The 23,784-nt window shown below is 70.1% G+C and carries 20 protein-coding genes; 11 read left to right on the forward strand and 9 right to left on the reverse strand.

Annotated features, from left to right (window positions below):
- Positions 1–112: 112 nt before the first annotated feature.
- The 3 genes from Vlu01_RS06295 to Vlu01_RS06305 are packed head-to-tail and all read right to left on the reverse strand — an operon-like array spanning position 113 to position 5,403.
- Complete coding sequence (locus Vlu01_RS06295; RefSeq protein ID WP_239095730.1) at positions 113–2,734, reverse strand: DUF6493 family protein; 2,622 nt, start codon at positions 2,732–2,734, stop codon at positions 113–115.
- On the reverse strand, positions 2,731–4,068 hold the full coding sequence (locus tag Vlu01_RS06300) for an SWIM zinc finger family protein (protein WP_203995333.1): 1,338 nt from the start codon (positions 4,066–4,068) through the stop codon (positions 2,731–2,733). The genes Vlu01_RS06295 and Vlu01_RS06300 overlap by 4 nt, the downstream gene beginning before the upstream one ends.
- Before the next feature lie 51 nt (positions 4,069–4,119).
- Positions 4,120–5,403 carry a multidrug effflux MFS transporter gene (locus Vlu01_RS06305; protein ID WP_308440928.1) on the reverse strand — a complete coding sequence of 428 codons (1,284 nt, stop codon included), beginning with the start codon at positions 5,401–5,403 and terminating at the stop codon, positions 4,120–4,122.
- A gap of 285 nt (positions 5,404–5,688) precedes the next feature.
- Between Vlu01_RS06305 and Vlu01_RS27770 the strand changes: the two genes are divergently transcribed.
- Entirely contained in the window at positions 5,689–8,358 is a 2,670-nt protein-coding gene (locus Vlu01_RS27770) for a DEAD/DEAH box helicase (RefSeq protein ID WP_275409259.1), read from the forward strand.
- A gap of 15 nt (positions 8,359–8,373) precedes the next feature.
- Here the strand turns inward: Vlu01_RS27770 and Vlu01_RS06315 are convergent, their stop codons facing one another.
- Positions 8,374–9,570 carry a helix-turn-helix domain-containing protein gene (locus Vlu01_RS06315; protein ID WP_239095731.1) on the reverse strand — a complete coding sequence of 399 codons (1,197 nt, stop codon included), beginning with the start codon at positions 9,568–9,570 and terminating at the stop codon, positions 8,374–8,376.
- Positions 9,571–9,983: 413 nt separating this feature from the next.
- Between Vlu01_RS06315 and Vlu01_RS06320 the strand changes: the two genes are divergently transcribed.
- On the forward strand, positions 9,984–10,220 hold the full coding sequence (locus Vlu01_RS06320) for a GntR family transcriptional regulator (RefSeq protein WP_203995335.1): 237 nt from the start codon (positions 9,984–9,986) through the stop codon (positions 10,218–10,220).
- Between the two features lie 98 nt (positions 10,221–10,318).
- Here Vlu01_RS06320 and Vlu01_RS06325 read toward each other — a convergent pair whose 3' ends face one another.
- From Vlu01_RS06325 to Vlu01_RS06335, 3 genes are all read right to left on the reverse strand, one after another.
- Complete coding sequence (locus tag Vlu01_RS06325; RefSeq protein WP_203995336.1) at positions 10,319–10,783, reverse strand: hypothetical protein; 465 nt, start codon at positions 10,781–10,783, stop codon at positions 10,319–10,321.
- A gap of 112 nt (positions 10,784–10,895) precedes the next feature.
- Positions 10,896–11,660, reverse strand: coding sequence for an SDR family NAD(P)-dependent oxidoreductase (locus tag Vlu01_RS06330; RefSeq protein WP_203995337.1), 765 nt, complete (start codon positions 11,658–11,660; stop codon positions 10,896–10,898).
- Positions 11,657–12,529 (reverse strand): fumarylacetoacetate hydrolase family protein, encoded by an 873-nt coding sequence (locus tag Vlu01_RS06335; protein ID WP_275409260.1) that lies wholly within the window; start codon positions 12,527–12,529, stop codon positions 11,657–11,659. Before Vlu01_RS06335 ends, Vlu01_RS06330 begins: the two co-directional genes overlap by 4 nt.
- A gap of 85 nt (positions 12,530–12,614) precedes the next feature.
- Here Vlu01_RS06335 and Vlu01_RS06340 point away from each other — a divergent pair, with 85 nt between their 5' ends.
- The 5 genes from Vlu01_RS06340 to Vlu01_RS06360 all read left to right on the forward strand — a co-directional run bounded on the left by Vlu01_RS06340 (position 12,615) and on the right by Vlu01_RS06360 (position 17,089).
- A complete protein-coding gene (locus tag Vlu01_RS06340) occupies positions 12,615–13,235 on the forward strand; it encodes a M23 family metallopeptidase (RefSeq protein ID WP_239095732.1) in 621 nt (206 codons plus the stop codon).
- A 177-nt stretch (positions 13,236–13,412) separates the two neighbouring features.
- Positions 13,413–14,432, forward strand: coding sequence for a sulfate ABC transporter substrate-binding protein (locus tag Vlu01_RS06345; RefSeq protein WP_203995341.1), 1,020 nt, complete (start codon positions 13,413–13,415; stop codon positions 14,430–14,432).
- On the forward strand, positions 14,429–15,277 hold the full coding sequence (gene cysT, locus Vlu01_RS06350) for a sulfate ABC transporter permease subunit CysT (protein WP_203995343.1): 849 nt from the start codon (positions 14,429–14,431) through the stop codon (positions 15,275–15,277). The genes Vlu01_RS06345 and cysT overlap by 4 nt, the downstream gene beginning before the upstream one ends.
- Positions 15,270–16,106, forward strand: a complete 837-nt coding sequence (locus tag Vlu01_RS06355) for a sulfate ABC transporter permease (RefSeq protein ID WP_203995345.1) — start codon at positions 15,270–15,272, stop codon at positions 16,104–16,106. Before cysT ends, Vlu01_RS06355 begins: the two co-directional genes overlap by 8 nt.
- Positions 16,103–17,089 (forward strand): sulfate/molybdate ABC transporter ATP-binding protein, encoded by a 987-nt coding sequence (locus tag Vlu01_RS06360; RefSeq protein ID WP_203995349.1) that lies wholly within the window; start codon positions 16,103–16,105, stop codon positions 17,087–17,089. Before Vlu01_RS06355 ends, Vlu01_RS06360 begins: the two co-directional genes overlap by 4 nt.
- A gap of 91 nt (positions 17,090–17,180) precedes the next feature.
- Here the strand turns inward: Vlu01_RS06360 and Vlu01_RS06365 are convergent, their stop codons facing one another.
- Together Vlu01_RS06365 and Vlu01_RS06370 are read right to left on the reverse strand one after the other, a co-directional pair.
- Positions 17,181–18,128, reverse strand: coding sequence for a glycoside hydrolase family 68 protein (locus Vlu01_RS06365; protein ID WP_203995356.1), 948 nt, complete (start codon positions 18,126–18,128; stop codon positions 17,181–17,183).
- A 74-nt stretch (positions 18,129–18,202) separates the two neighbouring features.
- Entirely contained in the window at positions 18,203–19,228 is a 1,026-nt protein-coding gene (locus Vlu01_RS06370; protein ID WP_203995363.1) for a LacI family DNA-binding transcriptional regulator, read from the reverse strand.
- Positions 19,229–19,446: 218 nt separating this feature from the next.
- Between Vlu01_RS06370 and Vlu01_RS06375 the strand changes: the two genes are divergently transcribed.
- The 4 genes from Vlu01_RS06375 to Vlu01_RS06390 are packed head-to-tail and all read left to right on the forward strand — an operon-like array spanning position 19,447 to position 23,750.
- Positions 19,447–20,808, forward strand: a complete 1,362-nt coding sequence (locus Vlu01_RS06375) for an ABC transporter substrate-binding protein (protein WP_203995365.1) — start codon at positions 19,447–19,449, stop codon at positions 20,806–20,808.
- A complete protein-coding gene (locus Vlu01_RS06380; RefSeq protein ID WP_203995367.1) occupies positions 20,805–21,776 on the forward strand; it encodes a carbohydrate ABC transporter permease in 972 nt (323 codons plus the stop codon). The genes Vlu01_RS06375 and Vlu01_RS06380 overlap by 4 nt, the downstream gene beginning before the upstream one ends.
- Positions 21,773–22,600, forward strand: coding sequence for a carbohydrate ABC transporter permease (locus tag Vlu01_RS06385; protein WP_203995374.1), 828 nt, complete (start codon positions 21,773–21,775; stop codon positions 22,598–22,600). Before Vlu01_RS06380 ends, Vlu01_RS06385 begins: the two co-directional genes overlap by 4 nt.
- A 4-nt stretch (positions 22,601–22,604) precedes the next feature.
- Positions 22,605–23,750: a serine hydrolase domain-containing protein gene (locus tag Vlu01_RS06390; RefSeq protein ID WP_203995375.1), complete on the forward strand. Its 1,146-nt coding sequence runs from the start codon at positions 22,605–22,607 to the stop codon at positions 23,748–23,750.
- Positions 23,751–23,784 lie beyond the last annotated feature (34 nt).

Here is a 23,784-nt window from a genome sequence, read left to right on the forward strand (position 1 = left end):
ACGTCAGATCCTGGCGACGGCGATCACCGTCGCCAGGATCTGACGTGCCGGCCCCTGCCACCGCCCGGCCCGCCCGTCGACCGGTGCGACGGGCGAACCGTCGATCAGCGGCTCACGCCGCGTCGAGTGCGCGGTGCAGGCGGCGGGCCTCGGTGACCAGGCGGCCGGACCCGCCCCGCCCGGCCACGTCGGCCAGGCCGGGCACCTCGATGCGTACGCCGGTCGCGGTGGCCGTCTCCGCCGCCACGGTCAGCAGCTCCGGCAGGCCGCGCGGTGCGGTGGGCATGGCCAGCACCGCCGGGAGCGCGGCGGCCAGCAGCCGCCACACCGTGAGTGGCGCACCGGCCTGCGCGGCGTCGCGTAGCGGTTCGCCGACCCGGGACAGCTTCACCAGTTGCCGGGCGACCAGTGCCCCGAGTTGCTCCCCGATGCCGGCCACGTCGATGTCACCGGCGGCGGCCAGGGCGAGCAACGCGTCCAGCGCCGCCACCCGGTCCGGGGCGTGTCGGGCCGCGAGGCCGTAGGCCACCGCCAGGTCGAGGGCCACCCCGCCCGGCCCACCGATCTCGGCGAGCAGGGGCAGCACCGCGGCGCCGCCACGCTCGTCCATGTCCGCGGCACCGGCGACCAGTGGCAGCAGGTACGCGGTGACCATGCCCCGATGCCCGGGCAACATCGACGGCCACAGGTGCACCCAGCCGGCGTGGTCGCCGCTGAGTGGGGTGGCGGGTGCGGTGAACAGCCCGTACCGGTCGACTGTCCCGGCGGGCGGGGCCAGCTCGGCCAGGATCCGTTCGGCCGGCATGTGCGCGTACGCCCAGTGCCGCCTGCTCTGGTTGACGGTGCGGGACCGGACGACCGGCCGCGGCAGGCCGCCGTCGCGCAACCAGGTGGCGAGCCGTAGGCCGGCTGCCGTGCCGAGGGCCGCCGCCTTGTCGGCGATCGACTCGTCGACGTCGGCCGGCAACCGCAGCAGCGCCTGGGTGAGATCCCAGTGGCCCGGTTCCCGATCACCGAGCGCGGTGAGCCGTTCCACCAGCGTCATCGGGTCGAGCAGCCCGTTTGTCGACGTGGGAGTGGCCAGCAGGCCCGGTCGTCCCGGCTCGTTGAGGTACGCGCCGATCTCGACCAGCCGGGCGCGGAACAGCCGGTGGACCGGCGGCGTATGGGGATTGGTGACCACCAGCTCCGGTGTCGCGTCGGCCCGGTGTGTCGCCGTGAGGAGTTTGCTCCACCGTTCCCGCTGCCGGTCGGTGCGGCCGGCACCGGCGCTCGTGAACACCTCGACCACCATGCCGCAGAGGCACAGTGGATCGGAGCGGTGGTCCGCCCACGACCAGTGCCGTCGTTCGATCACCGGGCCGAGCGCGGTGCGGATCCGGTCTCCGTCGGTCGTGGCGAGCCGGACCAGCCCGTCGAGGATCCGCTCCAGCGCAACTCCCTGCTGCGGCGTGGCGAGCAGCGCGGCGACCTCCTCGGTCAACTCGTCCAGGTCGGTGATGGGCGCGGATGCCGGTGCGGGTGGGGGAGGTGGGGGCAGGTCGTCGCCGCGTGGCCGGGTCACCGCCGGCGCCGCCCCGCCCGGTTCCGGGTCGAAGCCGTGCCGGGCGGCCAGCGCCACGGCACGCTCCCGTAGCTCCACGGCGGGGTGCTCGGCGGCGACCGCGATCACCTCGGCGATCTCGCTGGCCCGGTCCCGGTGCTGGCGGGCGAGCCGGTCGAGCCAGCCGAGCTGAGCCTTGACCAGCGTCTTGTCGGGTCGCGTAAGCATCTGGCGGGAGGCGTCGAGGACCGACTCCAGCTCCAGCTCGGGCAGCTTCCGCAGCGTCTTCTGCGCCATCGTGGCCACCGACGCGGGAGCGTCGACGAGCAGCCGCAGATAGTCCATGACCCGGGCGGTGACCTCGGCGTCGGTCGGTGCGAGCTCGTCGAGCAGGGTGGTGAAGGCGCGTAGCGCGACGGGTCGGTCGCCGCGCAGCAGCCGACTGAGGCAACCGTCGAGCAGGAGCAACCGGTCGACCACGCCCTCGGCGGCGAGCTGGGCCAGGGCGGCCGGCAGGGCGGGCCGGCCCGGGTCGTCCCAGTCGCGGTGCCCGGCGATGAACATCATCTGGTTACCGATGCCGTCCACCTCGAAGAGCCGGGGCAGCATGACGGGCAGGAAGGGATCGTCGCGCAGTCGGTCCACCACCGGGGGTGCCTGACCCTGGTGGAACTGGGCCGGGGACTCCACCGCGGTCAACCACAGTTGCACGGACACGTCGTCCGTCGGTGGCTCGCCGCCCTCGTGGTGCAGCAGCGTGGCGACGAAATGCCAGCGGCCGACCCAGGTGTCCTGACGGAACCGGGCCGCGATCCGATGAGCCAGGTCGACGAGCCAGTCGACCCCCCGCTCCTGCGCGACGACGCGGACCAGCTCGGCCGCGAGGCGACCATTCGGGTTGACCGAGGGACGACCGAGGATCTGCGCGGCCTGGGCGGCGGTCGGCAGACAACCGACCACGGCGATCGCCAGGGCGGTCCCGGTGCCGGCCGACCACCAGGTGCGCCGCTCGTGCTGCTTGAACCAGGCGGTCAGCTCGACGCCGATCTCTCGGCGGCGCTGCTCCGGCAACCCGTGCAGCGCCGCCGCGACCGCGTCGATGGCACCCCTGTCCACCAGGTCGAACAGATCGCTTGTGCCGCCGGCGGCCAGCTCCTGCCGACGCCGCATGGTGTCCTCCGTGTGCCTCATGCCGGCTCCTCGACCTGCTCGGTGATCAGCATCCGGGTGGCCAGGGCATGTCGGCACGGCCCACGCTGCCCCCGATGCTTCGCCCACCATGGGCAGGTGCACGTCAGCCCGCCATCGGCGAGCTGACGGACCCGGTACACCTGATCGCCGCTGCGTACCGTCGCCGCCGTGCCGTCCCGCTGCACCGCTCCGGCGTCGAGCAGCGCCCGCGCACCGACCAGCCGAGGATTGTCCCGCTCGGCCCGGCCCGCGTCATACGGCATCACCCGGTGGAAGTACGCCGCGTCGGCCACGTCGTAGCCGACCCGACCGGCGGTGCCGAGCTGGGCCAAAGCGCCACGTACCCGGTCGGCGTCGATGCCGGCCTGCTCGGCCAGCCGATCGGTGTCGATGGTCGGATCCCAGGAGAGCAGGGCGGAGATGAGGTTGGCGTCGTCGACGACATCGTCACCGGCGAGCGCGGCGAGAACGGCGCCCTCACCGGAGAAGCCGCGGTACGGCTCGGGGGAGAGGGTCAGCGACAGCCGCAGCGCGCCGGTGTCCAGTTCCCAGACGCTCGGGGCCGGACCGGAGCCGGGTGCCACCGTCGGGCCGTACACCCGGAGGGTCTTCGCGAAGCGCAGCATCGGTTGCAGCGCGACCAGCCGGCCCGCCCCGGCCAGGCAGACCGCCCCCGCGACCGGTCGGGCGGTCAGCCGCAGGGACCGGCCCGCCGGCACCACCCAGAGCACCGACCGGTCACCGCCCCGGGGCAGCCGACGCAGGAAGGCGGCGGCTTCGGTCGCCGGCAGCTCGGCCCGGGGCTCGAACCGGGCGGCCAGAACCTGCACCTCGGCGAAGCCACGCAGCCAGCGCACCGGCAGCGGCACCTTCTTCTCCACCACCGCACCATCCAACGTGGAGACGGTGAGGTCGTCGGGACCGACCGACAGGTGCAGCGGGTCCAGACCGCTCACCCGGGCCAGCGCCTCGCGCAGCGGATTGTTCACGTCGACGTTGGTGGTGCCGTGCTCGGCGACATCGCCATCCAGACCCTCGGGCAACGCGTCGAGCCGCGCGTACACCCCGCAGCACCCGGAGAAGGACTCGAAGCGGAGCCGGTCACGGCTGCCGGTGACCACCGGATCCAGACTCGCCGGGGTGACCGGCCGGTGGTAGCGGGTGCGGGCCACCTCGGCCACGGCCAGCAAACCCACCGCAGCCGCCTGCCCGGTGGTGAGAAAACCGGTGAAGAAACGGGGATTCGGCGTCGGACCACCACTGGTCTGCAAGGCGAGCGATCGTTGCGTCAGGGTGGAGGGGGCGAGATAACGGTACGTCTGGACTGCGTTCACGCCGCCGTACGGTAGGGCAGACCTCCGACACCGACGGCGGCGCGACACCCCTCAGTGCGCCACGACGGTCACCGCCTCCGCCGAGTCGGGCACGACGAGTTGGCCGGGGCGGACCACCACAAGGAGCACGATCAGCGCCGACACGATCCCACCGGCGATCACCAGGGCCATCGCCACGGCACCGGTGCCGAACACACCCACCAGCGGCGCGGCGATCGCACCGATGCCGAACTGCACCGCGCCGAGCAGGGCCGATGCGGTACCCGCCGCCTCGCCGTGCCGGCTCAGGGCCAGCGCGGGGGCGTTCGGCAGGGCCAGACCGGCCGTGGCGAGCACCACCCAGAGTGCGGCGAGCAGGGCCGCCAGGCCACCGATCCCGGTCGCGGCGAGGCCGAGCAGCACCAGGCTGGCGGCGGAACCCACGATCAGGGTGGTCAGCAGGATCTGCTGCGGGGACCAGCGGCGCAGCAGGCGTACGTTGCCCTGGGTGGCCGCGATCAACCCGATCGCCCCGGCACCGAAGGCCAACCCGAACTGTTGCTCGTCGAGCCCGTACTGCCCTTGCAGCACGAACGAGGAACCACCGACGTAGGCGAACAGGGCCGCCATGGCCAGCCCGGCCACCAGCACCAGCCCGACGAAGGCGCGGTCACGCAGCAGCGAACGGTACAGCCGGAGGGTAGGCAGCACACCGCCGCGCTGTCGCCGCAACGGCGGCAGCGTCTCCGGCAGGCCCAGCATCGCGATCAACAGCAGCAGTACGCCGAAGACCGCGAGAGCGGCGAACACACCCCGCCACTGTGTCCACCGCAGCAGTTCGCTGCCGAGGGTCGGCGCGAGGATCGGGGCGGCACCCATCACGAGCAGCAGACGGGACAGTAGCTGGGCGAAGGCCGCACCGCTGAACAGGTCGCGGACCACGGCCGTGGCGATCACGGCGGCCGCCGCGGCGCCCAGACCCTGGACCACCCGCAGCGTGCCGAGGACCGCGATGTTCGGGGCGAGGGCGCAACACACGGAGGCCACGATGTGCAGCGCCGTGCCGGCGATCAGCGGAGTACGTCGGCCGACGGCGTCCGAGAGCGGACCGATCAGCAGTTGTCCCAGGGCGAGACCGATCAGGGTGCCGGTGAGCGTCAGTTGGACCGCCGACGAGGTGGTGTCGAGGTCGTCGACGATCGAGGGCAGTGCCGGGAGGTACATGTCGATGGTGAGCGGGCCCACCGCGATCAGCGAGCCGAGGACGAGAATGAGGCGTAGGCGCTGACGGGAGCTCATTAGGTCGCCCGGCATCAGCGACGCCGGTGGCGGGTCGGCGATGTCGACGCCGTTCACCGGAAGGTCTCCCGCAGCATCAAGGAGCGGGCGGGACGTGGTGCGATGGTCATATCTGCCTGCAACCCCGCACCGCCACCCTGATTCCCGACACGCGCACAGGTAACGCACCTCACACCGCTCGCCGAGCCAACACCATCGAGCAACCCCTGCCCCCACCCCCTTTTTGCTGATCATGCAGTTGTGGCACCAGAAATACGGTGAATGCACCACTTTGGCAGGTGCCACAACTGCATGATCGCGTGACGCGGTATGGCGGGGTAGGGAGGCGGGTATCGGGACCGGGTGGGTGTGGGGCGGGGTGAGCGGGACGAGTTGCGTCGTGTTGTGGCGGACTTCAGGCGATGGAGGCAACTCGCCGAGGATGTGCGCGACCGGCACCAGGCCGTCCAGCACGCGGCCAGCAGTGCCGAGGAAACCATGCGTACCCGCAGTGTCGTGGTCGACCGAGCCGGCCACGCCGCGTGGCGCGTACTCGCCCTGCGGGAGGGCGACCGCGACGCGGCCCGGCGACTACGGGAACGCGCCCTGCTCCCGGCGATGACGGCCGCCGATCGTGCCCTGCTGCGCCTCCTCACCGACGATGCGCCGAGCGCCGTCGTCGACCTGGCGCCCATGCTCGACGTACGCCGGTACTTCACCGGGCCGGCACGGAAACAGTCGGCGGTCACCGCGGCCACGTTCCTGCGTCACCGGCACGCGGAGGTCATCGCCACCGCCGGCCCCGAGCGTCTGGCCCACCTCCGCGTCCATGCCGCATCCGTCGAGTCGGCTCGGACGAGCATCGACGACCTGCTCGACCCGGTCCTACGCTTCGCCCTCCTCGCCGAGCGGACCGGCCCGGAGCCCGAGCTGGTGGAGCGGTCGGTCTTCGCGGCTCTGCCGGCGGCGCTGGCGACCATCGAGCAGGTCGTGGCGGGGGAGGCCTCGTACCGCTCGGCGGCCCGGGCAGCGGCTGAGAAGGTCAGGCAGGTCGAGGTGGGACGGGTCGTACGGGACATGCCGGTGGAGGCGTTGCGGACCGTCACCCGTGACCGGTTCCGGCTCGGGCCACTGGCCGATGCGGGAATCACCACCGTGCAGGATGTGCTGCGTGTCGGCGCGTCCCTTCAGGCGTTGCCCGGTGTCGGGGAGACCTCGGCCCGTCGCATGCTCGGCGCAGCCCGCACCCTGTGGCAGACCACCTACGATGACACGCCGGTCCGCATCGACGTCGACCACCGCCACCCGGAGACCACGCACCTGCTGCGATGCCTCGCCGAGTGGGACACGCACCGGAGGACGCGTGGGGCGGCAGCCGACCTCGAACGTGCCGCCGAACTCGCGTCGCTGGGCAGCACCATCGACCGCAGGACGAGTCATCTGCTCGTGGTGCCGACCCGGGGACTCGCCGTCACCGGACTACGCGAGAGCATCCAGCTCGTCATACGACGGGCCGAGCTGCTCAAGCGGTCGTCCGCACCCGGCCGGCGAAGCGTGCGCGCCGATCCGTGGGACGACTTCCTCACCCGACCCGCCGACTACTTCGCCATGCTCTCGGAGCTGGGATTCGCCACCCACGACGACAACGCGGTGCACGGCGACCTCCCGGACGAGATCGTCAAGGCGGTACGCGACCAGGCGCTCGACGGCGAACATCTGACCGCGTCCCTGCGCGGCTATCAGAGCTTCGCCGCGCGCTTCGCCCTCGTCCAGCGCAAGATCATCATTGGGGACGAGATGGGTCTCGGTAAGACCGTCGAGGCGATCGCGGTCCTGGCACATCTGAGCAGCCGGGGAAGCACCCATTTCCTGGTGGTGTGCCCGGCGGCCGTGGTCACCAACTGGGTCCGCGAGATCACTGGCAAGTCGACGTTGCGCCCGTACCGGGTGCACGGCCCGGAACGCGACGCCGCGGCCCGCACCTGGATGCGGCACGGGGGCGTGGCGGTGACCACCTACGAAACCCTCGCCTGGTGGGAGTCGGCCCTGCGCGACCACCCCGACCTGGGGTGTGTCGTGGTCGACGAGGCCCACTACGTCAAGAACCCGCAGGCGCAGCGGTCGATCAGGACGAAGGAACTCGTCGCGCGTGCCGAACGGGCCATCCTGCTCACCGGTACGCCCCTGGAGAACAAGGTCGACGAGTTCCGCAACCTCGCCTCCTTCGTACGCCCCGACCTCACGGTCGACGCCACCGACCTGACACCCGCACGGTTCCGGCGGCAGATCGCACCGGCGTACCTACGCCGTAACCAGGACGACGTGCTCGACGAACTACCCGAACTCATCGAGGTGCAGGAGTGGCTGCCGATGTCCCCGGCGGACACGGAGCGCTACCGCGAGGCGGTCATGAGTGGGAACTTCATGCAGATGCGTCAGGCGGCCATGCTTCAGGCAGCCCAGTCGACCAAGCTGCAGCGACTCGTCGAGATTGTCCGGGAAGCGGCCGAGAACAAGCGTCGGGTCCTCGTGTTCTCGCACTTCAGGGCGGTGCTCGACGTGGTTGCCGGTGCCGTGCCCGGGCCGGTGTTCGGGCCGCTGACCGGATCGGTGCCCGCCAACCACCGTCAGCAGATGGTGGACGATTTCTCGGCCGCCCGCCACGGTGCGGTCCTGGTGGCCCAGATCGTGGCCGGTGGCGTCGGGCTCAACATCCAGTCCGCGTCCGTCGTGGTCATCTGTGAACCTCAGCTCAAGCCGACCACCGAGGCGCAAGCTGTCGCCCGGGCGCACCGCATGGGGCAGGTCCGGTCGGTGCAGGTGCACCGGCTGCTCTCCGAGGAGGGCGTCGACCAGCGGATCACCGAACTGCTGGCGGGCAAGCGGCGCATCTTCGACGAGTACGCCCGGGTCAGCGACATGGCCGAGGCAAGTCCGGAAGCGGTGGACCTGTCCGAGGCGGAGCTCGTCCAGGAAGTGGTGGCCGCCGAGCGGCAACGCCTGCTCGCACCCGTCCCGGCCCCACCACCGTGAACCCGTCAGACGCGGTCAGGCGCTGCCCACCCCGAGACTGGCGGCCAACGCGACGATCGTGGCCGGCGCATCAGGATGGCGCACCGTGCCGGTGAGCACGGTGCGGGCGGCGGGCCGGTGGCGTACCTCGGCGGGCGCGGTCCGGTCGGCCTCCAGCAGCACCCGGGCCGCGTTGACCGGGTCGGCAACCTGAAGGTACGCGCGACCGGCGTCGATCAGGTGTGCGGCGCGATGCTCGGGTGGTAGCCACCGCCAGCCGTCCCGCCCGACAGCCTTCTCGTGTTGGGCGATCGCCTCGTCCGTCGTACCCAACTCGATCGCGACCGTGACCCGGGCGAGCGCCACGGCGGTCGGTCCGAAGCTGGTGCGATAGTGGTCGTTGCCGTCGCCGACCTCGGCGGCCAGGTCGGCGGCCTCGTCGACCCGAGCGGCGGCGGCCCGCTCGTCGCCCTGCCGGGCCGCCGCGAGCGCCGCCTGCACGAGCAGCGTCCCGCACAGCGACATGCGCACCACATCGAGGTCGGCCTGGCCGATCCGGTACGCCGCCGCCAGCGTCGCCGTGCTCGCCTCCCGCGTCCGACCGGCGGCCCGCAACACCTGGCCGAGCTGCACGGTGGCGGCGGCCACCACCATCGGATCACCGGTGGCGACGGCCATCGCCCGGTCGGCGGCGAGCCAGGCCAACTCGGTCTCGCCGAGCTTCACCAGCAGGGACGCGGTCACCCGGTACGCCTCCACCAGCGACACCCGGCCCGCCTTCGGATCGTGGGCATGACCGCGCTGCGCCCCGGCCAGCAACTCCGGCAGCAGACCGAGCAACGCCGGGTACCGCGCATGCTGGAAACTGGTCCAGGCATGCGCGACGCCGCGCGCCAGCCGAGCCGCGTCCGGCACGTCACGCCGCGCCGCCGGCCGATCCAAAGCAATGTCGTACGCGGACAGTGCCGCCCGGATCACCTCCACGCCCTCGATCCGCGTGGCCGCGTCGGCGGGCCGACTGTCCTGCCCGAGCAGTAACGCGTGGTCGATGCGCAGCGCAGCGGCGATCTCCCGCAACGTGGAAACCTTGTCCAGGGCCCGCGCCCCACGCTCCACCTTGTCCACCCAACTCTTTGACTTACCGAGCCGATCGGCGAACACCTGCTGCGACATCCGCCGCCGCGCCCGCCAGTACGCCACCCGCCGCCCGATCGGCACCGCGTCGCTCTCCACGCCGCGTTCCTGTTCGACTGTGCGTGGACTACCCATGGGTTGCCGACCGGGAGCACTTGAGGGGGTCGAACGCCAGTCCCCGCCGTTCCTCTCCGTGATGGTCCAAGACACTGATCTTGTTCGGAGGTCCAACGGCGTTCAACTGCATGTCAACGGGGTTGACCATCTGGCACCTTCCGCCCGGTGTCGAATAGGTGCCCACTCCGAAGGTGGGCGTGGCACTGTCCGAGGTGGGTATGCGGGCCGGAACCGAGGAGTTTGCCGAAACCAGGGAACCGGCCCGGACAGCAACCTACTCCAACAAGTTGAAGTAGGTCAAGGAGGCGCATATAGCTAGATCATGCAACTTGCTGGAACAGGTTCCCTCGTGATCAGATTGGCGTGCCGAAGCCAGGGAACCGACGGAGAGCGACATGCCCACCGAGAGAGTCGACTACCGCCGCATAGCGAACGAGATCACAAGCAAGATCAAATCTGGCGAGCTCGCACCGGGGGAGAAGCTACCGTCCACGCGCCAACTCGCCGAGCAGCACGGTGTGCACATCTCCACGATCCACCGTGTCATGTCGTTGCTCAAAGACAGAGAGTTGGTCGAAGGGCATCCCGGGAAGGGCGTGTACGTGGCCGAGCCGGAGCGCGAATCCGAGTAACGCCCCAGCCTCCGCCTGGTCGGTAACGTCCGTGCTGAGAGGCTGGCACGAGATCTTGGACAGTTCCCGTTAGCAGCTAACGGTAGATTTCCAAGATCTCAGTCGACTCGGAGTGAATGGGTGATCGCTTCGGCGAGCGCCGGGTTGCTGGACACGGCGACGAGGACTACCTGATGGTCTGGGACCACCACCACTTGCCGTGTCCGGCCATCCGACAGCACGTCGCCGCCGCGGAGGACGGGGTGGCCGAATGCTTCACCCGCCTCGGTCGCGAGCTGAGCCTCCGGGTCGAGATCGAGATTTGCGCGCTTTATCTCGGCGTAGTCGACGCGAGGTCTCGGCAACACGGCACAGCCCGCGATCAGGTCGACATCCACGATGTAGGTGTTGCTCATTGGCGTACCGCATTTGGTGGCGTTGCGCGGCCACCCCGCCGGCACCGAGATCCGTACCCCGTTGCTGGCGACCTCCTGCTGGCGGGCCGGGCCGCGATCACGCGTGCCCGCAGTCACCACCGTGGCGAGGGCGAGAACCGCCCCGATCGCGACGGCGGCCACAGCCATTCGTGAGCCCCTGCGGCTCCTCAATTCAAGGCTCATTCATTCCTCTCGCCAGTTGTTCAATTGTCAGGGAGGCCCTGCTACACCTGAGGCGGCAACAAGGGTGCCTTCCTCGCTACGCTTCCGGGCGCGGGCTGGGCAGTCGCAGGCCGTGCATGCCGCCGTCGACGGCGAGCACGGTGCCGGTGGTCGCGGCGGACAGCGGGCTGGCGAGGTACGCGACGGCGGCGGCCACCTCCTGCGGGGTGGTGAGGCGACCGATGGGCTGGCGGGCCCGTAACGCGGCCAGTTCGGCCGCCGGATCGTCGGCGGCGTCGAGCAGTCGGCGCACCCACGGGGTGTCCGCCGTGCCGGGGTTGACGCAGTTGACCCGGATACCGGCGGTCACGTAGTCGGCGGCCATCGCCAGGGTGAGCGCCTGCACCGCGCCCTTGCTGGCGCTGTAGAGGGCCCGCTGCGGCAGGCCGAGCCAGGCGGCGATGGAGCCGATGTTGACGATCGCGGCGTGCGTCGAGGCCCGCAGGTGCGGCAGCGCGGCCCGGGCCACCCGGACGATGCCGACCACGTTGACGTCGAGCACCCGGTGCCATTCGTCGTCGGTGTCGGCCTCGATGGTGCCGACCGCGCCGATGGCGGCATTGTTGACTAGGACGTCGAGGCCGCCGAACGCGACGTGGACGGCGGCGATCGCGGCCCGCACGGACGCGTCGTCGGTCACGTCGGCGGCCAGGCCGAGCAACGGCTTGGGTACCTGCTGCGGGTTCAGATCCAGGCAGGCCACCCGGGCACCACGCTCGGCGAGCAGGGTGGCCGTGGCCAGGCCGATGCCGGAGGCCCCGCCGGTGACCACCGCCGACAGGCCGGTGAAATCCCCGGTCACGCCGGTGTCAACGTCTGACGTTGCCGGCCCAGGCCGTCGATCTCCAACTCGACCACGTCACCGGCGACCAGGTACGGCTTGGGCTCCGGCTGCCCGAGGGCGACACCGGCCGGGGTGCCGGTGTTGATGATGTCACCGGGGTAGAGCACCATGAACTGGCTCAGGTAGCGGACGATCTCGGCCACCGGAAAGACCATGTCCTTGGTGGTGCCGTCCTGCCGCAGCACCCCGTTGACCCAGAGCCGCAGCCGCAGATCCTGTGGATCGGGGACCTCGTCGGCGGTCACCAGCCACGGGCCGAGCGGGTTGAACGTCTCGCAGGACTTGCCCTTGTCCCACTGGCCGCCCCGGTCGAGCTGGAACTCCCGCTCGGAGACGTCGTGGGAAATGGCGTATCCGGCGACGCAGTCCCACGCCGCCTCGACCGACGGCAGGTAGCGCGCCTTGCGGCCGATGACGACGGCGAGTTCGACCTCCCAGTCGGTCCTGGTGCTGCCGCGGGGCACCAGCACGGCGTCGTCGGGACCGACCACCGTGTCGGCCGCCTTGAGGAAGACCACCGGTTCGGCGGGTAGTGCCGCCCCGGTCTCGGCCGCGTGGTCGCGGTAGTTCAACCCGATGCAGACGATCTTTCCGGGTCGCAGTGGGGGGCCGATCCGTAGCCCGGCGCCGTCGATCGGTGGCAGGTCGTGCGGGACGAGGCCGGTCAGCCGAGCCAGGCCGTCGGCCGCCAGGAAACCGGCGTCGATGTCGCTGATCACGCCGCTGAGGTCACGAAGGTGGCCGGCCTCGTCGAGCAACGCCGGCGTCTCCTGTCCTGGCGGTCCTACTCGCAGCAGCTTCACCGTCGCCCCCTGATACCGCGTCACGTATGATCCGGCAAGACATGTGATGTCTATCAGTGATCGTGAGGCGCCACAAGACAGGTTGCCGGTCTCTGCCATGCTCTGGGCCGTGACGACCGGCCAACCCCGTTCCCGCCGCCGCGCCCGCCGGACCAGGTTCGGGCTCCTGTTCACCCTGGGTATCGTGATCGCCCTGGTCGTGGCGGCCGTGATCGTGCTGCGTCCGGCGGGGCCTCGACCGTTGTTCCAGATGCCGGTCACCTGCGGGGAGACGTGGCAGGTCGGCACCTATCCGGGGCACGGCGAATACGATGTGGATTTCTTCCCGCTCTCCGGTGACCCGTGGGGTCAGCCGGTGCTCGCCTCGTACGAGGGCATCGTCACCGTGGCCGGGATCAACGGGTCGCTGGGTGGTCGTACCCCGGACAACCCGGACGGTCCCCGGGGCCGTGGCGGTGGTTACTGGGTGAAGATCGACCACGGTGGGCGGTGGGAGACGCAGTACCTGCACCTGTTGGAGCCGCCGATGGTGGAGGCCGGCGAGCGGGTGGTCCAGGGCCAGCAGATCGGCCGGATCGGCAGCACCGGCAACTCCGGCGCTCCCCACCTGCACTACGAGCAGCGGCGGGGCTGGCAGAAGGTGGAGACCTTCTTCGACGGCACCCCGTCCGGCATCACTGTGGATGACGCCGAGTACACGGTCCGGTTGACCAGCAACAACTGTCCGTAGCGAGCCGTGCTGACGGTGCGGCGGCCAACGACCGTCATGAAGGCTTGAAAACCTGTCAAGTTAGTGGGATATTCGGTGCGCGAGCCGTCCCTGCGATGGGAACGTGCTGGGCAAATTACCTATTTAACCAATCGGTTTTATTTAGTGCGGGCGCACTGGAGGAGGACGGGTTCGCAGATGAGGCACCGGATCAGAGCAGTCAGCGCCCTGGCCGTGGTCGTCGGCATGGCCTTGGCGGGTTGCGGTGGCGGGGACGCCGCCGGCAGTTCCGCCACGCTGAGCATCGTCGGCTTCGCGGTACCCGAGGCGGCGAACAAGGCCATCGCCGCGGAATGGAACAAGACCGAGGCGGGCAAGGGGGTCCGATTCCGCACCTCGTACGGTGCGTCCGGCGACCAGAGCCGGGCCGTCGTCTCCGGCCTCAAGGCCGACTACGTGCACTTCTCCGTCAGCAGCGACGTGACCCGGTTGGTCGAGGCCGGACTCGTCGAGGAGAGCTGGGACGACGGGCCGAACAAGGGCATCGTCTCGTCCTCGGTCGTGGTCCTGGCCGTACGCAAGGGCAACCCGAAGAACATCCAGGGCTGGGACGACCTGATCAAGCCGGGGATCGGCATCGTCACGCCGAACCCCGCGTCGTCGGGTGCCGCCCGCTGGAACGCCCTCGCCGCCTGGGGGCACATCGCCGCCAACGGCGGCACCGAGGCCCAGGCCGAGGAGTATCTCACCAAGCTCTTCGCCAACGTGGTGTCGTTGCCGGGCAGCGGCCGGGACGCCACCACCACCTTCCTCGGCGGCACCGGCGACGTCCTGCTGGCCTACGAGAACGAGACGATCCTGGCCCGGCAGAACGGTGAGGACCTCGACTGGGTCCTGCCGCCCACCACCATCCTGATCCAGAACCCGGGTGCCATCCTCACCGACGCCGACCCGAAGGCGAAGGAGTGGCTGGACTTCGTGCTCGGCCCGCAGGGTCAGCGGCAGTTCGCGCTGACCGGCTTCCGGCCGATCATCGACGGCGTCGACACCAGTGGCATCGAGGGGGCCCTCGACCCGAACGACCCGTTCCCCGCACCGCGGAAGTTGCTGACGGTCGACACGGACTTCGAGAGCTGGTCGGCGCTGTCGAAGAAGTTCTTCGACGAGAGCGACGGCATCGTCACCAAGGTCATCGCGGCTTCCGGGAAGGCGAAGTGACCTCGACGACTCTGGTACCGGACCGGCCGGCGGGTGACCGTCGGCCGGCCCGGGCCGGGCTGCCGCTGACCCGGGTCTCCGGTCTGGGCCTCGGCGTCGCCATGGTGTGGTTCAGCCTGCTGGTGCTGATCCCACTAGCCGCCGTGGTGGCGACCGCCGCCGAGGGCGGCTGGGCGGGGTTCTGGCGAACGGTCACCAACGAGCAGACCGCCGCCACGCTGCGGCTCACCGTGGGTACCGCGCTGCTCGTCACGCTGGTCAACGTCGTCATGGGCACCCTGATCGCCTGGGTGCTGGTACGGGACCACTTCGTCGGCAAACGGGCCCTCGAAGTCCTCATCGACGTGCCGTTCGCGCTGCCGACGATCGTCGCCGGTCTGGTGCTGCTGTCGCTGTACGGGCCGGACAGCCCGCTCGGCGTCAACATCGCCAACACCAGGATCGCGGTGTTCCTCGCCTTCCTCTTCGTCACGTTGCCGTTCGTCGTGCGGACGGTGCAGCCGGTGCTGGCCGAGCTTGATCCGGAGGCCGAGGAAGCGGCAGCCTCGCTGGGCGCGAGCCGGCTCGTCACGTTCCGACGCATCATCCTGCCCAGCCTCATCCCAGCCATCGCCGCCGGCGCCGCGCTCTCCTTCGCCCGCGCCGTCGGTGAGTACGGCTCCCTGGTCCTGCTCTCCGGCAACCTGCCGATGCGTACCGAGGTGGCCTCGGTGCGGATCCTCAGCAGCGTCGAGAACGACAACCCGGACAGCGCGGCAGCGGTCGCGGTGGTGCTGCTGGCCGTCTCGCTCGCCGTCATCGTGTTCCTCGACGTCATCCAGCGGAGGGTGGTGCGCCGTGGCTGACAGTTCGATCGCCGCCCGTACCCCGGTCGGTCGCCGTCCCGCCCGCCATGTCCTGCGCGCCGTGGTGGTGGCCTACCTGTTCTTCCTGGTGGCCTGGCCGTTGTATCTGGTGGGGCGCAACGCCTTCGCCGACGGGCTGGCCAGTTTCCGGGCCATCCTCACCGACCCCGACGTGACCCACGCGTTGCAACTCACCGTGGTGATCGCGGTGGTCGCCGTGGTCATCAACACGGTGTTCGGTGTCGGCATCTCGATGCTGCTGGTCCGCTACGACTTCCCCGGCAAGCGGGCGCTCAACGCCCTGCTCGACATGCCGCTGTCGGTCTCACCGATCGTCGTCGGGCTCGCGTTGATCCTGGTCTACGGCGGTCGTGACGGCTGGTTCGGTCCGACCCTGGAGGCGGCCGGGTTCCAGATCATCTTCGCGGTGCCGGGCATGGTGATGGCCACGGTGTTCGTCGCCCTGCCGTTGGTCATCCGGGAGGTCGTGCCGGTGTTGCAGGAGGTCGGCGACGAGCAGGAACAGGCCGCCCGCAGCCTCGGCGCCAATGCCTGGCAGACGTTCCGTCGGATCACGCTGCCGTCCATCAAGTGGGGCGTGATCTACGGGGTCGTGCTCAGCCTCGCCCGCTCGCTCGGCGAGTTCGGCGCGGTCAAGGTGGTGTCCGGCAACGTGCTCGGTGACACCCGTACGGCCACCCTCGTGGTGGAGGAGAAGTACCTCAACTTCGACAAGGGCGGGGCGTACGCCACCGCCTTCCTCCTCGCACTCGTCGCGGTGGCCTGCATCATCGTCGTGTCCGTTCTCAGGCCGAAGGAAGAGCGTTGAGCATCGAGATCTCCCACGTCGGCAAGCGGTTCGCGGACTTCGTCGCACTGGACGACGTGTCGTTGAGCATCAAGGCCGGTCGGCTCACGGCGCTGCTCGGTCCCTCCGGCGGCGGTAAGTCCACCCTGCTCCGGATCATCGCGGGTCTGGAGCGCGCCGACACCGGGCGGGTCGAGATCGACGGGGTGGACGCCACCAGGCTGCCTCCGCAGCAGCGCAACGTCGGGTTCGTCTTCCAGCACTACGCGGCCTTCAAACACCTGTCGGTACGCCGCAACGTGGCTTTCGGTTTGGAGATCCGCAAGCGGTCCAAGGAGGAGATCCGACGGCGGGTCGACGAACTGCTGGCCCTGGTCCATCTGGGACAGTTCGGCGACCGGCTGCCCACGCAGCTCTCCGGCGGGCAGCGGCAGCGGATGGCGCTGGCCCGCGCCCTGGCCGTGGAGCCGACGGTGTTGCTGCTCGACGAGCCGTTCGGCGCCCTCGACGCGAAGGTCCGCAAGGAACTGCGGGACTGGCTGCGCCGGCTGCACGACGAGGTGCACGTCACCACCGTCTTCGTCACCCACGACCAGGAGGAGGCGCTTGAGGTCGCCGACGAGATCGTGGTGATCAACGACGGGCGAGTGGAACAGGTCGGCGCGCCGGACGACCTGTACGACCGCCCGGCGAACGAGTTCGTCATGCGCTTCCTCGGCCCGGTCACCCAGCTCGGCGACCAACTCGTGCGTCCCCACGACCTTCAGCTCACGACCGACGGCGGCGACGGCGTGCCCGGCCGGATCACCCGGGTCACCCGGATCGGTTTCGAGATCCGGGTCGAGGTCACCACGGCCGACGGACAGCCGGTCACGGTGACCCTCACCCGCAACGAGCTTCTCGCCCTCGGCATCGGGATCGGCACCGACGTACGACTCCGCATCGCCCCCAACACCCCCACCCCAACCCTGCCCCCCACCCCAACCCTGGCCCCTGCCCACTAGCGGTGGGTGGTGCTGGGGCACGGGTTCGAGGTGGTTTCGATGGTCAGCGGGGACTGGGCGGGGGGCGAGGTGGACGGGCGTTGCCGGTACCTCACTCGGCGACGGTGGCTGCGATCCGGGAAACCAGGCCGACGGCGGGGTCGTAGCGGACCGGGACGGGATCGCTGAGTTCACCGACGAACTCGCCGTCGGCGTGCTCGACGAAGCCGATGAGGGACCATCCGTCACCGTCGGGAACCAGGCGCGGCGCGTACAGGTGCGGTTGCGGAACCGGCCGGGCGGCGGCGATGTCCCACGGTCCCCGCACCGTGGGACCGGTGGCCACCCAGAGCCGCTGCCCGGCTTCCCGGCCGGCGGCGAAGGCGTTGGTGCAGAACAGCAGCAGCGGCTGCCCGTCGACGACGGCGACCTGCGGCACCTCCAGGTGACCGAACCCGGCCGGGGTGGTCAGTGGCGGCCGGACCGTCCAGTTCACCAGGTCGGGGGAGGTGGCATGGCCGATGACACCGCGTGCGTCACCCGGTCCCTGGTTGGTACGGGCGGTGATGAGCATGTGCCAGCCGTCGCCGTCGGGGTCCGGGAAGACCCACGGGTCGCGCCAGGCCTGCTCGTACCACATCTCGCGGTCGAACAGCTCGTACCAGGTCGGGTCGGCTTCCAGCAGTGGCGCGTCGCCGTGCCGGTGCCAGCTGACCAGGTCGTCGGAGACGGCCAGGCCGATGCGCTGCACCAGGCCGTCCTCGGCCCGGCTGACCCCGGTGTAGAAGAGGTACCACCGACCGTCCGGTCCGCGCACCGTGCAGCCGGTCCAGGTCGCCAGGTCGTCCCAGGCGGGCGCCTCGGCCGGTACGAGGGCGTCGGCGTGCAGCTGCCAGGAGCGGAGGTCGGTGGAGACCGCGTGGCCGATCGAGGCGCGCCGGTGCCGACGGTGCGGGTCGAGCAGTGCCCGGGAGGCGCGCAGGAAGAACGCGTGCCAGCGGCCGGCGTCGTCCTGGGCGTACCAGCTGTCCCACACCCAGTGGTCGGGCAGTCGAAGCATGGCGGGAAACGTACCAGTGAATCGGTTTAGCGGCCACGGTGGGTGCTGCCCACCCTGACCAGGGGACGTGCGGATCAGGCGGCAGGGGCAGCCACGGATCGCCGTCGACGCAGCGGCATCGGGACGAACGACGCGCCACCGTCCCCGCCGTCGAGCAGCACCTCCACCGCGCGGCGGCCCATCTCCTCGTGTGGCAGCGCCGCGGTGGACAGCCCCGGACGCAGCCACGCGGCGATCGGGTCGTCGTCGAAGGAGATCACTGAAAGGTCCCCGGGAATGGTCAGCCCGGCCTCGCCGAGCGCCTGGTACGCGCCGAAGGCGAGGCGGTCGTTCATGCAGATCACCGCGCTGGGGCGGGTTGGGCGGTCCAGCAGCGTACGCATGGCGTCGTAGCCGTGCTCCGGCAGCCACTCCGGGCAGAAGCTCTCGGTGAGCAGGGAAACGCCGGCGGCGGCGAGGGCGCCCCGGATGCCACGCAACCGGGCATCGGCGGCCAGCGAGATCTCCGGGTCACGTTCCTTCTGCCGGTTGCGACCGATCACGGCGATCCGGTCCCGGTGGCCCTCAGCGAGCAGTGTCTCGGCAGCCATCGCGCCGGCGCCCTCGTCGTCGGGCAGTACGCAGGGCAGCGACTCTGGACTGGTGGCGTTGAGCAGCACCACCGGCCCGCCGAGGATGGCCGGCGGCACCGCCAGTCGACGGGTCGCCATGGCCGCGTAGATCACACCGTCGACCTGACGGTCGAGGATCGCCTCGATGGCGTACCGCTCGAACGTCGCGTCGCCCTGCGTCTCGGTGATCAGCAGGACGTGGTCACGCTCGCGGGCGGCGTCCAGGGCGCCCCGGATGAGACCACCGGCGAAGCGGGTGGTGGCGACGATGTCGGAGACGAACGCGATGGTGGCGGTCTTGCGGGTGCGTAGGCTGCGGGCGGCGACGTTGGGGCGGTAGCCGAGCTCCTCCGCGGCCGCGAAGACCCGCTGGTGCGCCTCGGCGGAGAGCCGGGTGCCCTCGCGCCCGTTCAGCACCATCGACGCGGCGGTCTTGGACAGACCCGCGCGTCGCGCCACGTCGGCCAGTGTCGCTCTCTCCCGACCCATTGCGTCCTCCGTTCACGGCGGTGCGTAACGACGCCGCCGCCGTCCCATCATGGCGGGTCGCGTCGCCTCCGTGTGCACGGGCCGCGTCCAGGCGCTGCGCGAGCCGATGGAGCAGATCCGTTTCCAGACCGTTGCGAACTCGTCCTTGACAGTCACCGGTGACGCGCGCATGCTCTGCTAAATCAGTTTAGCGACGCGTTTTAGTCAAGGAGCTAGAGGTGCCGGAGTTCCCGACGACATTCATCCGACGCCGGTTGGCGCTGCTGGCGCCACTACTTGGCGTCAGTCTGGCCATCACGGCCTGTAGTGCGCCCGGTTCGGAGCAGACCCCCACGGGGGACTCCGACACCCCGGTCAGCACCGAACTGGGTACCGACCCGATCACTCTGGAGATGTACGCCGAGACCGGCTTCCCGCTGGCCAAGGCCCTCGCCGACGAGTTCACGAAGCAGCACCCGAACGTCACGTTCAACATTCGCGAGGACCAGTTCACCGTGATTACGGAGAACGCCCCCCGGGTGCTCGCCTCGGACAACGCACCCGACATCATCCGGCTGCCCACCATGGTCGACCTGGTCAAGGACGGGCTGCTGAAGAACCTGGACCCCTACTTCGACGCGTACGGATGGGACAAGTTCCCGGCCTCCTCGCTGGTGCAGCTGCGGCTCACCGAGGGCGGCGCGGAGCGCGGCAGCGGCTCGCTCTACGGCATGGGCCTCGGCTACAGCGTCACCGGCGTGTTCTACAACAAGAAGCAGGCCCAGCAGATCGGCATGACCCAGCCGCCGGCCACCATCGCCGAGTTCGAGGAGTTGCTGGCCAAGGCCAAGGCGACCAACCTGCAGCCGATCATGCAGTTCAACAAGAACACCGCGGGCATCAACTTCCCGCACCAGGCGCTGCAGAACCACTTCGGCGACCCGACTCAGATCGCCGACTGGATCTTCCAGAAGCAGGGTGCCACCTTCGACACCCCGGCCGCGCTCAAGGCCACCCAGACCATCCAGAAGTGGGCCCAGGCCGGCTACTTCCCGAAGGACGCCAACGCCATCGACTACACCGCGATGATGGGCGAGTTCCAGAAGGGCAACGGTCTGTTCATGTTCAACGGCGACTGGGAGTCGGCGAACCTGGACAAGAACATGGCCGGCGAGGTCGGGTTCTTCCTCTTCCCGGGCGAGACCGCCGACGCCAAGCGGGTGGCCATGTCCGCGCCGAACACCTTCGGCGTCGGTGCACGGGGCAAGAACGCCGACGCCGCCGTGTTCTTCCTCAACTGGGCGCACACCAACGAGAAGGCCCGGGAGATCGCGGTCCAGATCGGCGGTTCGCACCCGGGCGGCCCGGCCGACCTGCCGTTGCCGGCGGTGAACGAAGGCACCGTGCTGGCCGAGACCCTCAAGGCCTCGCAGCAGCTCGGTGCCGACAACGGCGCGGTCGACTTCACCGCGAACGCGACCGGTGGCATCTTCGCCTCGGCCATCACTCCGGAGATGCAGAAGCTGATCGCCGGCCAGCAGACCCCCGAAGGTTATGTGAAGGCGGTCCAGGCCGAGTACGAGAAGGAACTGTCCCGATGACGTCTGCCCTCGGCAGCGCCCCCGCCGGGTCGGGCATCACGCCCCGATCCGGCGGGGGCAACCCCGACCAGCCCGTGCGGCCCCACCGGAAGCGGTGGGGCCGCACGGCCCGGTGGATCGGTTGGCTGTGGGTCCTGCCCGCGCTGATCATGTACGGGTTCTTCGTGCTGCGCCCGCTCGCGATGACCGTGCAGTACTCGCTGTACCGCTGGAACGGCATCGGGCCGGCGCGCTGGGTCGGCTTCGAGAACTACCTGACCGTCTTCACCGACCGGGACCTGCTGAAGATCATCACGAACGCGTTCGTACTGATCATCTTCTTCAGTTTCATCCCCGTCCTGCTCGGCCTGCTGGTGGCCAGCCTGGTGCGGCGGATCACCACCGGACCGGGCGGCACCCTGGTCCGTACCGTGCTTTTCCTGCCCCAGGTGATTCCGCTGGTGGCGGCCGGCATCGCCTGGAGCTGGATGCTGTCCAGCAGCGGTCTGGTCAACCAGGCGATGCGCGCCGTCGGGCTGGACGCGCTCACCCGCTCCTGGCTCGGTGAGTTCACCACCGCGTTGCCCGCGGTCGGGGTGATCGGCACCTGGGTCATGCTCGGCCTCTGCACGATCCTGCTGGTCACCGGCATGAGCAAGATCGACCCGTCGCTCTACGAAGCAGCCCGGATGGACGGCGCCGGCCCGATCCGGGAGTTCTTCGCCGTCACCCTGCCCAGCCTGCGCCAGGAGATCGGCGTCTGCCTGACCGTGACCATCATCGCTGCTCTGGCCAGCTTCGACATCGTCTACATCTCCACCAGCGGTGGCCCGGGCATCCAGACCACCGTGCCCGGCCTGGAGATCTACCGGCTCGCCTTCTCGCAGCGGCAGGTCGGGCTCGCCTCGGCGCTGGGCGTCGTGCTGATGCTGCTGGTCGTGCTCTGCGTCCTGCCGATCCAGCGACTGACCCGAGGGGAGAAGGCGTGAACCTGACCAGTCGCAGTGAGCGGCTGACCGGCCGGATCTTCCTGATCGCGCTGGTCGTTGTCACCCTGCTGCCGTTCCTGAGCATGCTGTCGGCGGCGCTGCAACCGCGCGGCACCGTACCCACCGGCCTGGCCTGGCCGTCGGATCCGCAGTGGGGCAACTTCGCCGACGCCTTCACCGCGGCGAACATGGGCGCCCTGCTGAAGTCGAGCCTGCTGATCGTGGCCGGGGTGGTGCCGATCGGCGTACTCATCGCCACCATGGCCGGTTTCGGGCTCGGCCACCTGCGGGTGCCCGGCGGTCACATCGCCTTCGCACTGCTGCTGCTCGGCCTGACCCTGCCCTTCGAGGCGGTGGTCACCCCGTTGTACTACCAGATGCGCGACCTTGGCCTGCTCAACACCCGATGGGCGATCATCCTCCCGCTGATCGGCCTGTACATGCCGTTCGCGGTGTTCTGGATGCGGGCGCACTTCATCAACGTGCCACCCGAACTCTCCGAGGCGGCCCGAGTCGACGGCAGCAACACCTGGCAACTGTTCTGGCGGGTCCACGTGCCGCTGGCCCGGCCGGCCATCGCCTCGCTGACCATCCTGCTGTTCCTCTGGACCTGGAACCAGTTCCTGCTCGCCATCGTCATGGTCGACGATGCCACCAAGCGGACGATGGCCGGTGCGCTCGGCGCGTTCCAGGGCCAGTGGGGGACGGATCTGGTGCTGCTCTGCGCCGGATCGCTGCTTATCCTCACTCCTACCCTGATCGTGTTCCTGATCTTCCAGCGACAGTTCATCAAGGCCCTGCTCCAGGGCTCCGTGAAGGGATAGCGAGTTGACCGACCCGCAGATCCACGGGCACGTCGACGAGGGCTTCGGCCCGGTCGCCGACGTTTTCCGGGAAAACTTCGCCAGCCGGGGTGAGGTGGGCGCCGCCGTCGCCGTCTACCTGCGCGGCCGCAAGGTCGTCGACCTGTACGGCGGACTGGCCGACCCCCGCTCCGGCCGGCCCTGGCGCGCGGACACGCCCGCCGTGGTCTTCTCCGTCACCAAGGGGATCATGGCGATCTGCGCGTACCTGCTGGTGCAGCAGGGCCGGCTCGACCTGGCGGCCCCGGTCACCCGCTACTGGCCGGAGTTCGGCCAGCACGGCAAGGCGGAGATCCCGGTGCGCTGGCTGCTCACCCACCAGTCCGGTCTGCCGGCGCTGGACAAGCCGTTCAGCCGCGAGGAGGTGCTCGCCTGGGATCCGGTGATCAAGGCGATCGAGGCGCAGACTCCACTGTGGAAGCCGGGCACGGCGCACAGCTACCACCCGATCACCTACGGCTGGCTGATCGGCGAGGTTGTCCGCCGGATCACCGGTGAGATGCCCGGCGCCTTCCTCACCCGCACCCTCGGCGAACCGCTCGGCCTGCGTACCTGGATCGGGCTACCGGCCGCCGAACGCGGCGCGGTCGCCTGGATGCTGGGGCCGATCGGCGACACCGGCCCGGACATCGACCCGGTCTCCGACCGGGCCATCACCATGGGCGGCGCCTTCCCCTTCCCCGCCGACGAGAACAACGAGGTCAGCTTCAACGACCCGGCCATCCAGGCCGCGCAGGTCCCCGGCGCGGGCGGCATCAGCACGGCCGAGAGCCTGGCCCGCCTCTACGGCGCCTGCGTCTCCGAGATCAACGGACCCCGGCTGCTCACCACCGCGTCCGTCGACGACGCCATCACCGTCCGGGCCGCCGGTCAACAGGTGTACGGGCACCCCGACGCCGGTCACCGCTGGGGCACCGGGTTCCTCGTCCACTCGTCGCCGCGCCCGATGCTCGGTGAGCGCAGCTTCGGTCACGACGGCGCGGGTGGGCACCTGGCCTTCGGCGACGACACCCACCAGGTCGGCTTCGGCTATGTCGTCAACCAGATGGGCGGAGTCGACGACGAGCGGGGCAACCTGCTCGCCGCGGCGGTGCGGAACTGCCTGGGGTGACCCCTTGTCACCGCCGAGCCAAAGCGGTACGAGG

This window comes from Micromonospora lutea (assembly GCF_016863535.1).
Lineage (GTDB): Bacteria > Actinomycetota > Actinomycetes > Mycobacteriales > Micromonosporaceae > Micromonospora > Micromonospora lutea.

Bases quoted from the DNA above. Each gene is read 5' to 3' on its own strand.
- Vlu01_RS06295 (WP_239095730.1), bottom strand. From the start codon at position 2,734: ATGAGGCACACGGAGGACACCATGCGGCGTCGGCAGGAGCTGGCCGCC.
- Vlu01_RS06320 (WP_203995335.1), top strand. From the start codon at position 9,984: ATGCCCACCGAGAGAGTCGACTACCGCCGCATAGCGAACGAGATCACA.
- Vlu01_RS06325 (WP_203995336.1), bottom strand. From the start codon at position 10,783: ATGGCTGTGGCCGCCGTCGCGATCGGGGCGGTTCTCGCCCTCGCCACG.
- Vlu01_RS06345 (WP_203995341.1), top strand. From the start codon at position 13,413: ATGAGGCACCGGATCAGAGCAGTCAGCGCCCTGGCCGTGGTCGTCGGC.
- Vlu01_RS06365 (WP_203995356.1), bottom strand. From the start codon at position 18,128: ATGCTTCGACTGCCCGACCACTGGGTGTGGGACAGCTGGTACGCCCAG.
- Vlu01_RS06370 (WP_203995363.1), bottom strand. From the start codon at position 19,228: ATGGGTCGGGAGAGAGCGACACTGGCCGACGTGGCGCGACGCGCGGGT.
- Vlu01_RS06380 (WP_203995367.1), top strand. From the start codon at position 20,805: ATGACGTCTGCCCTCGGCAGCGCCCCCGCCGGGTCGGGCATCACGCCC.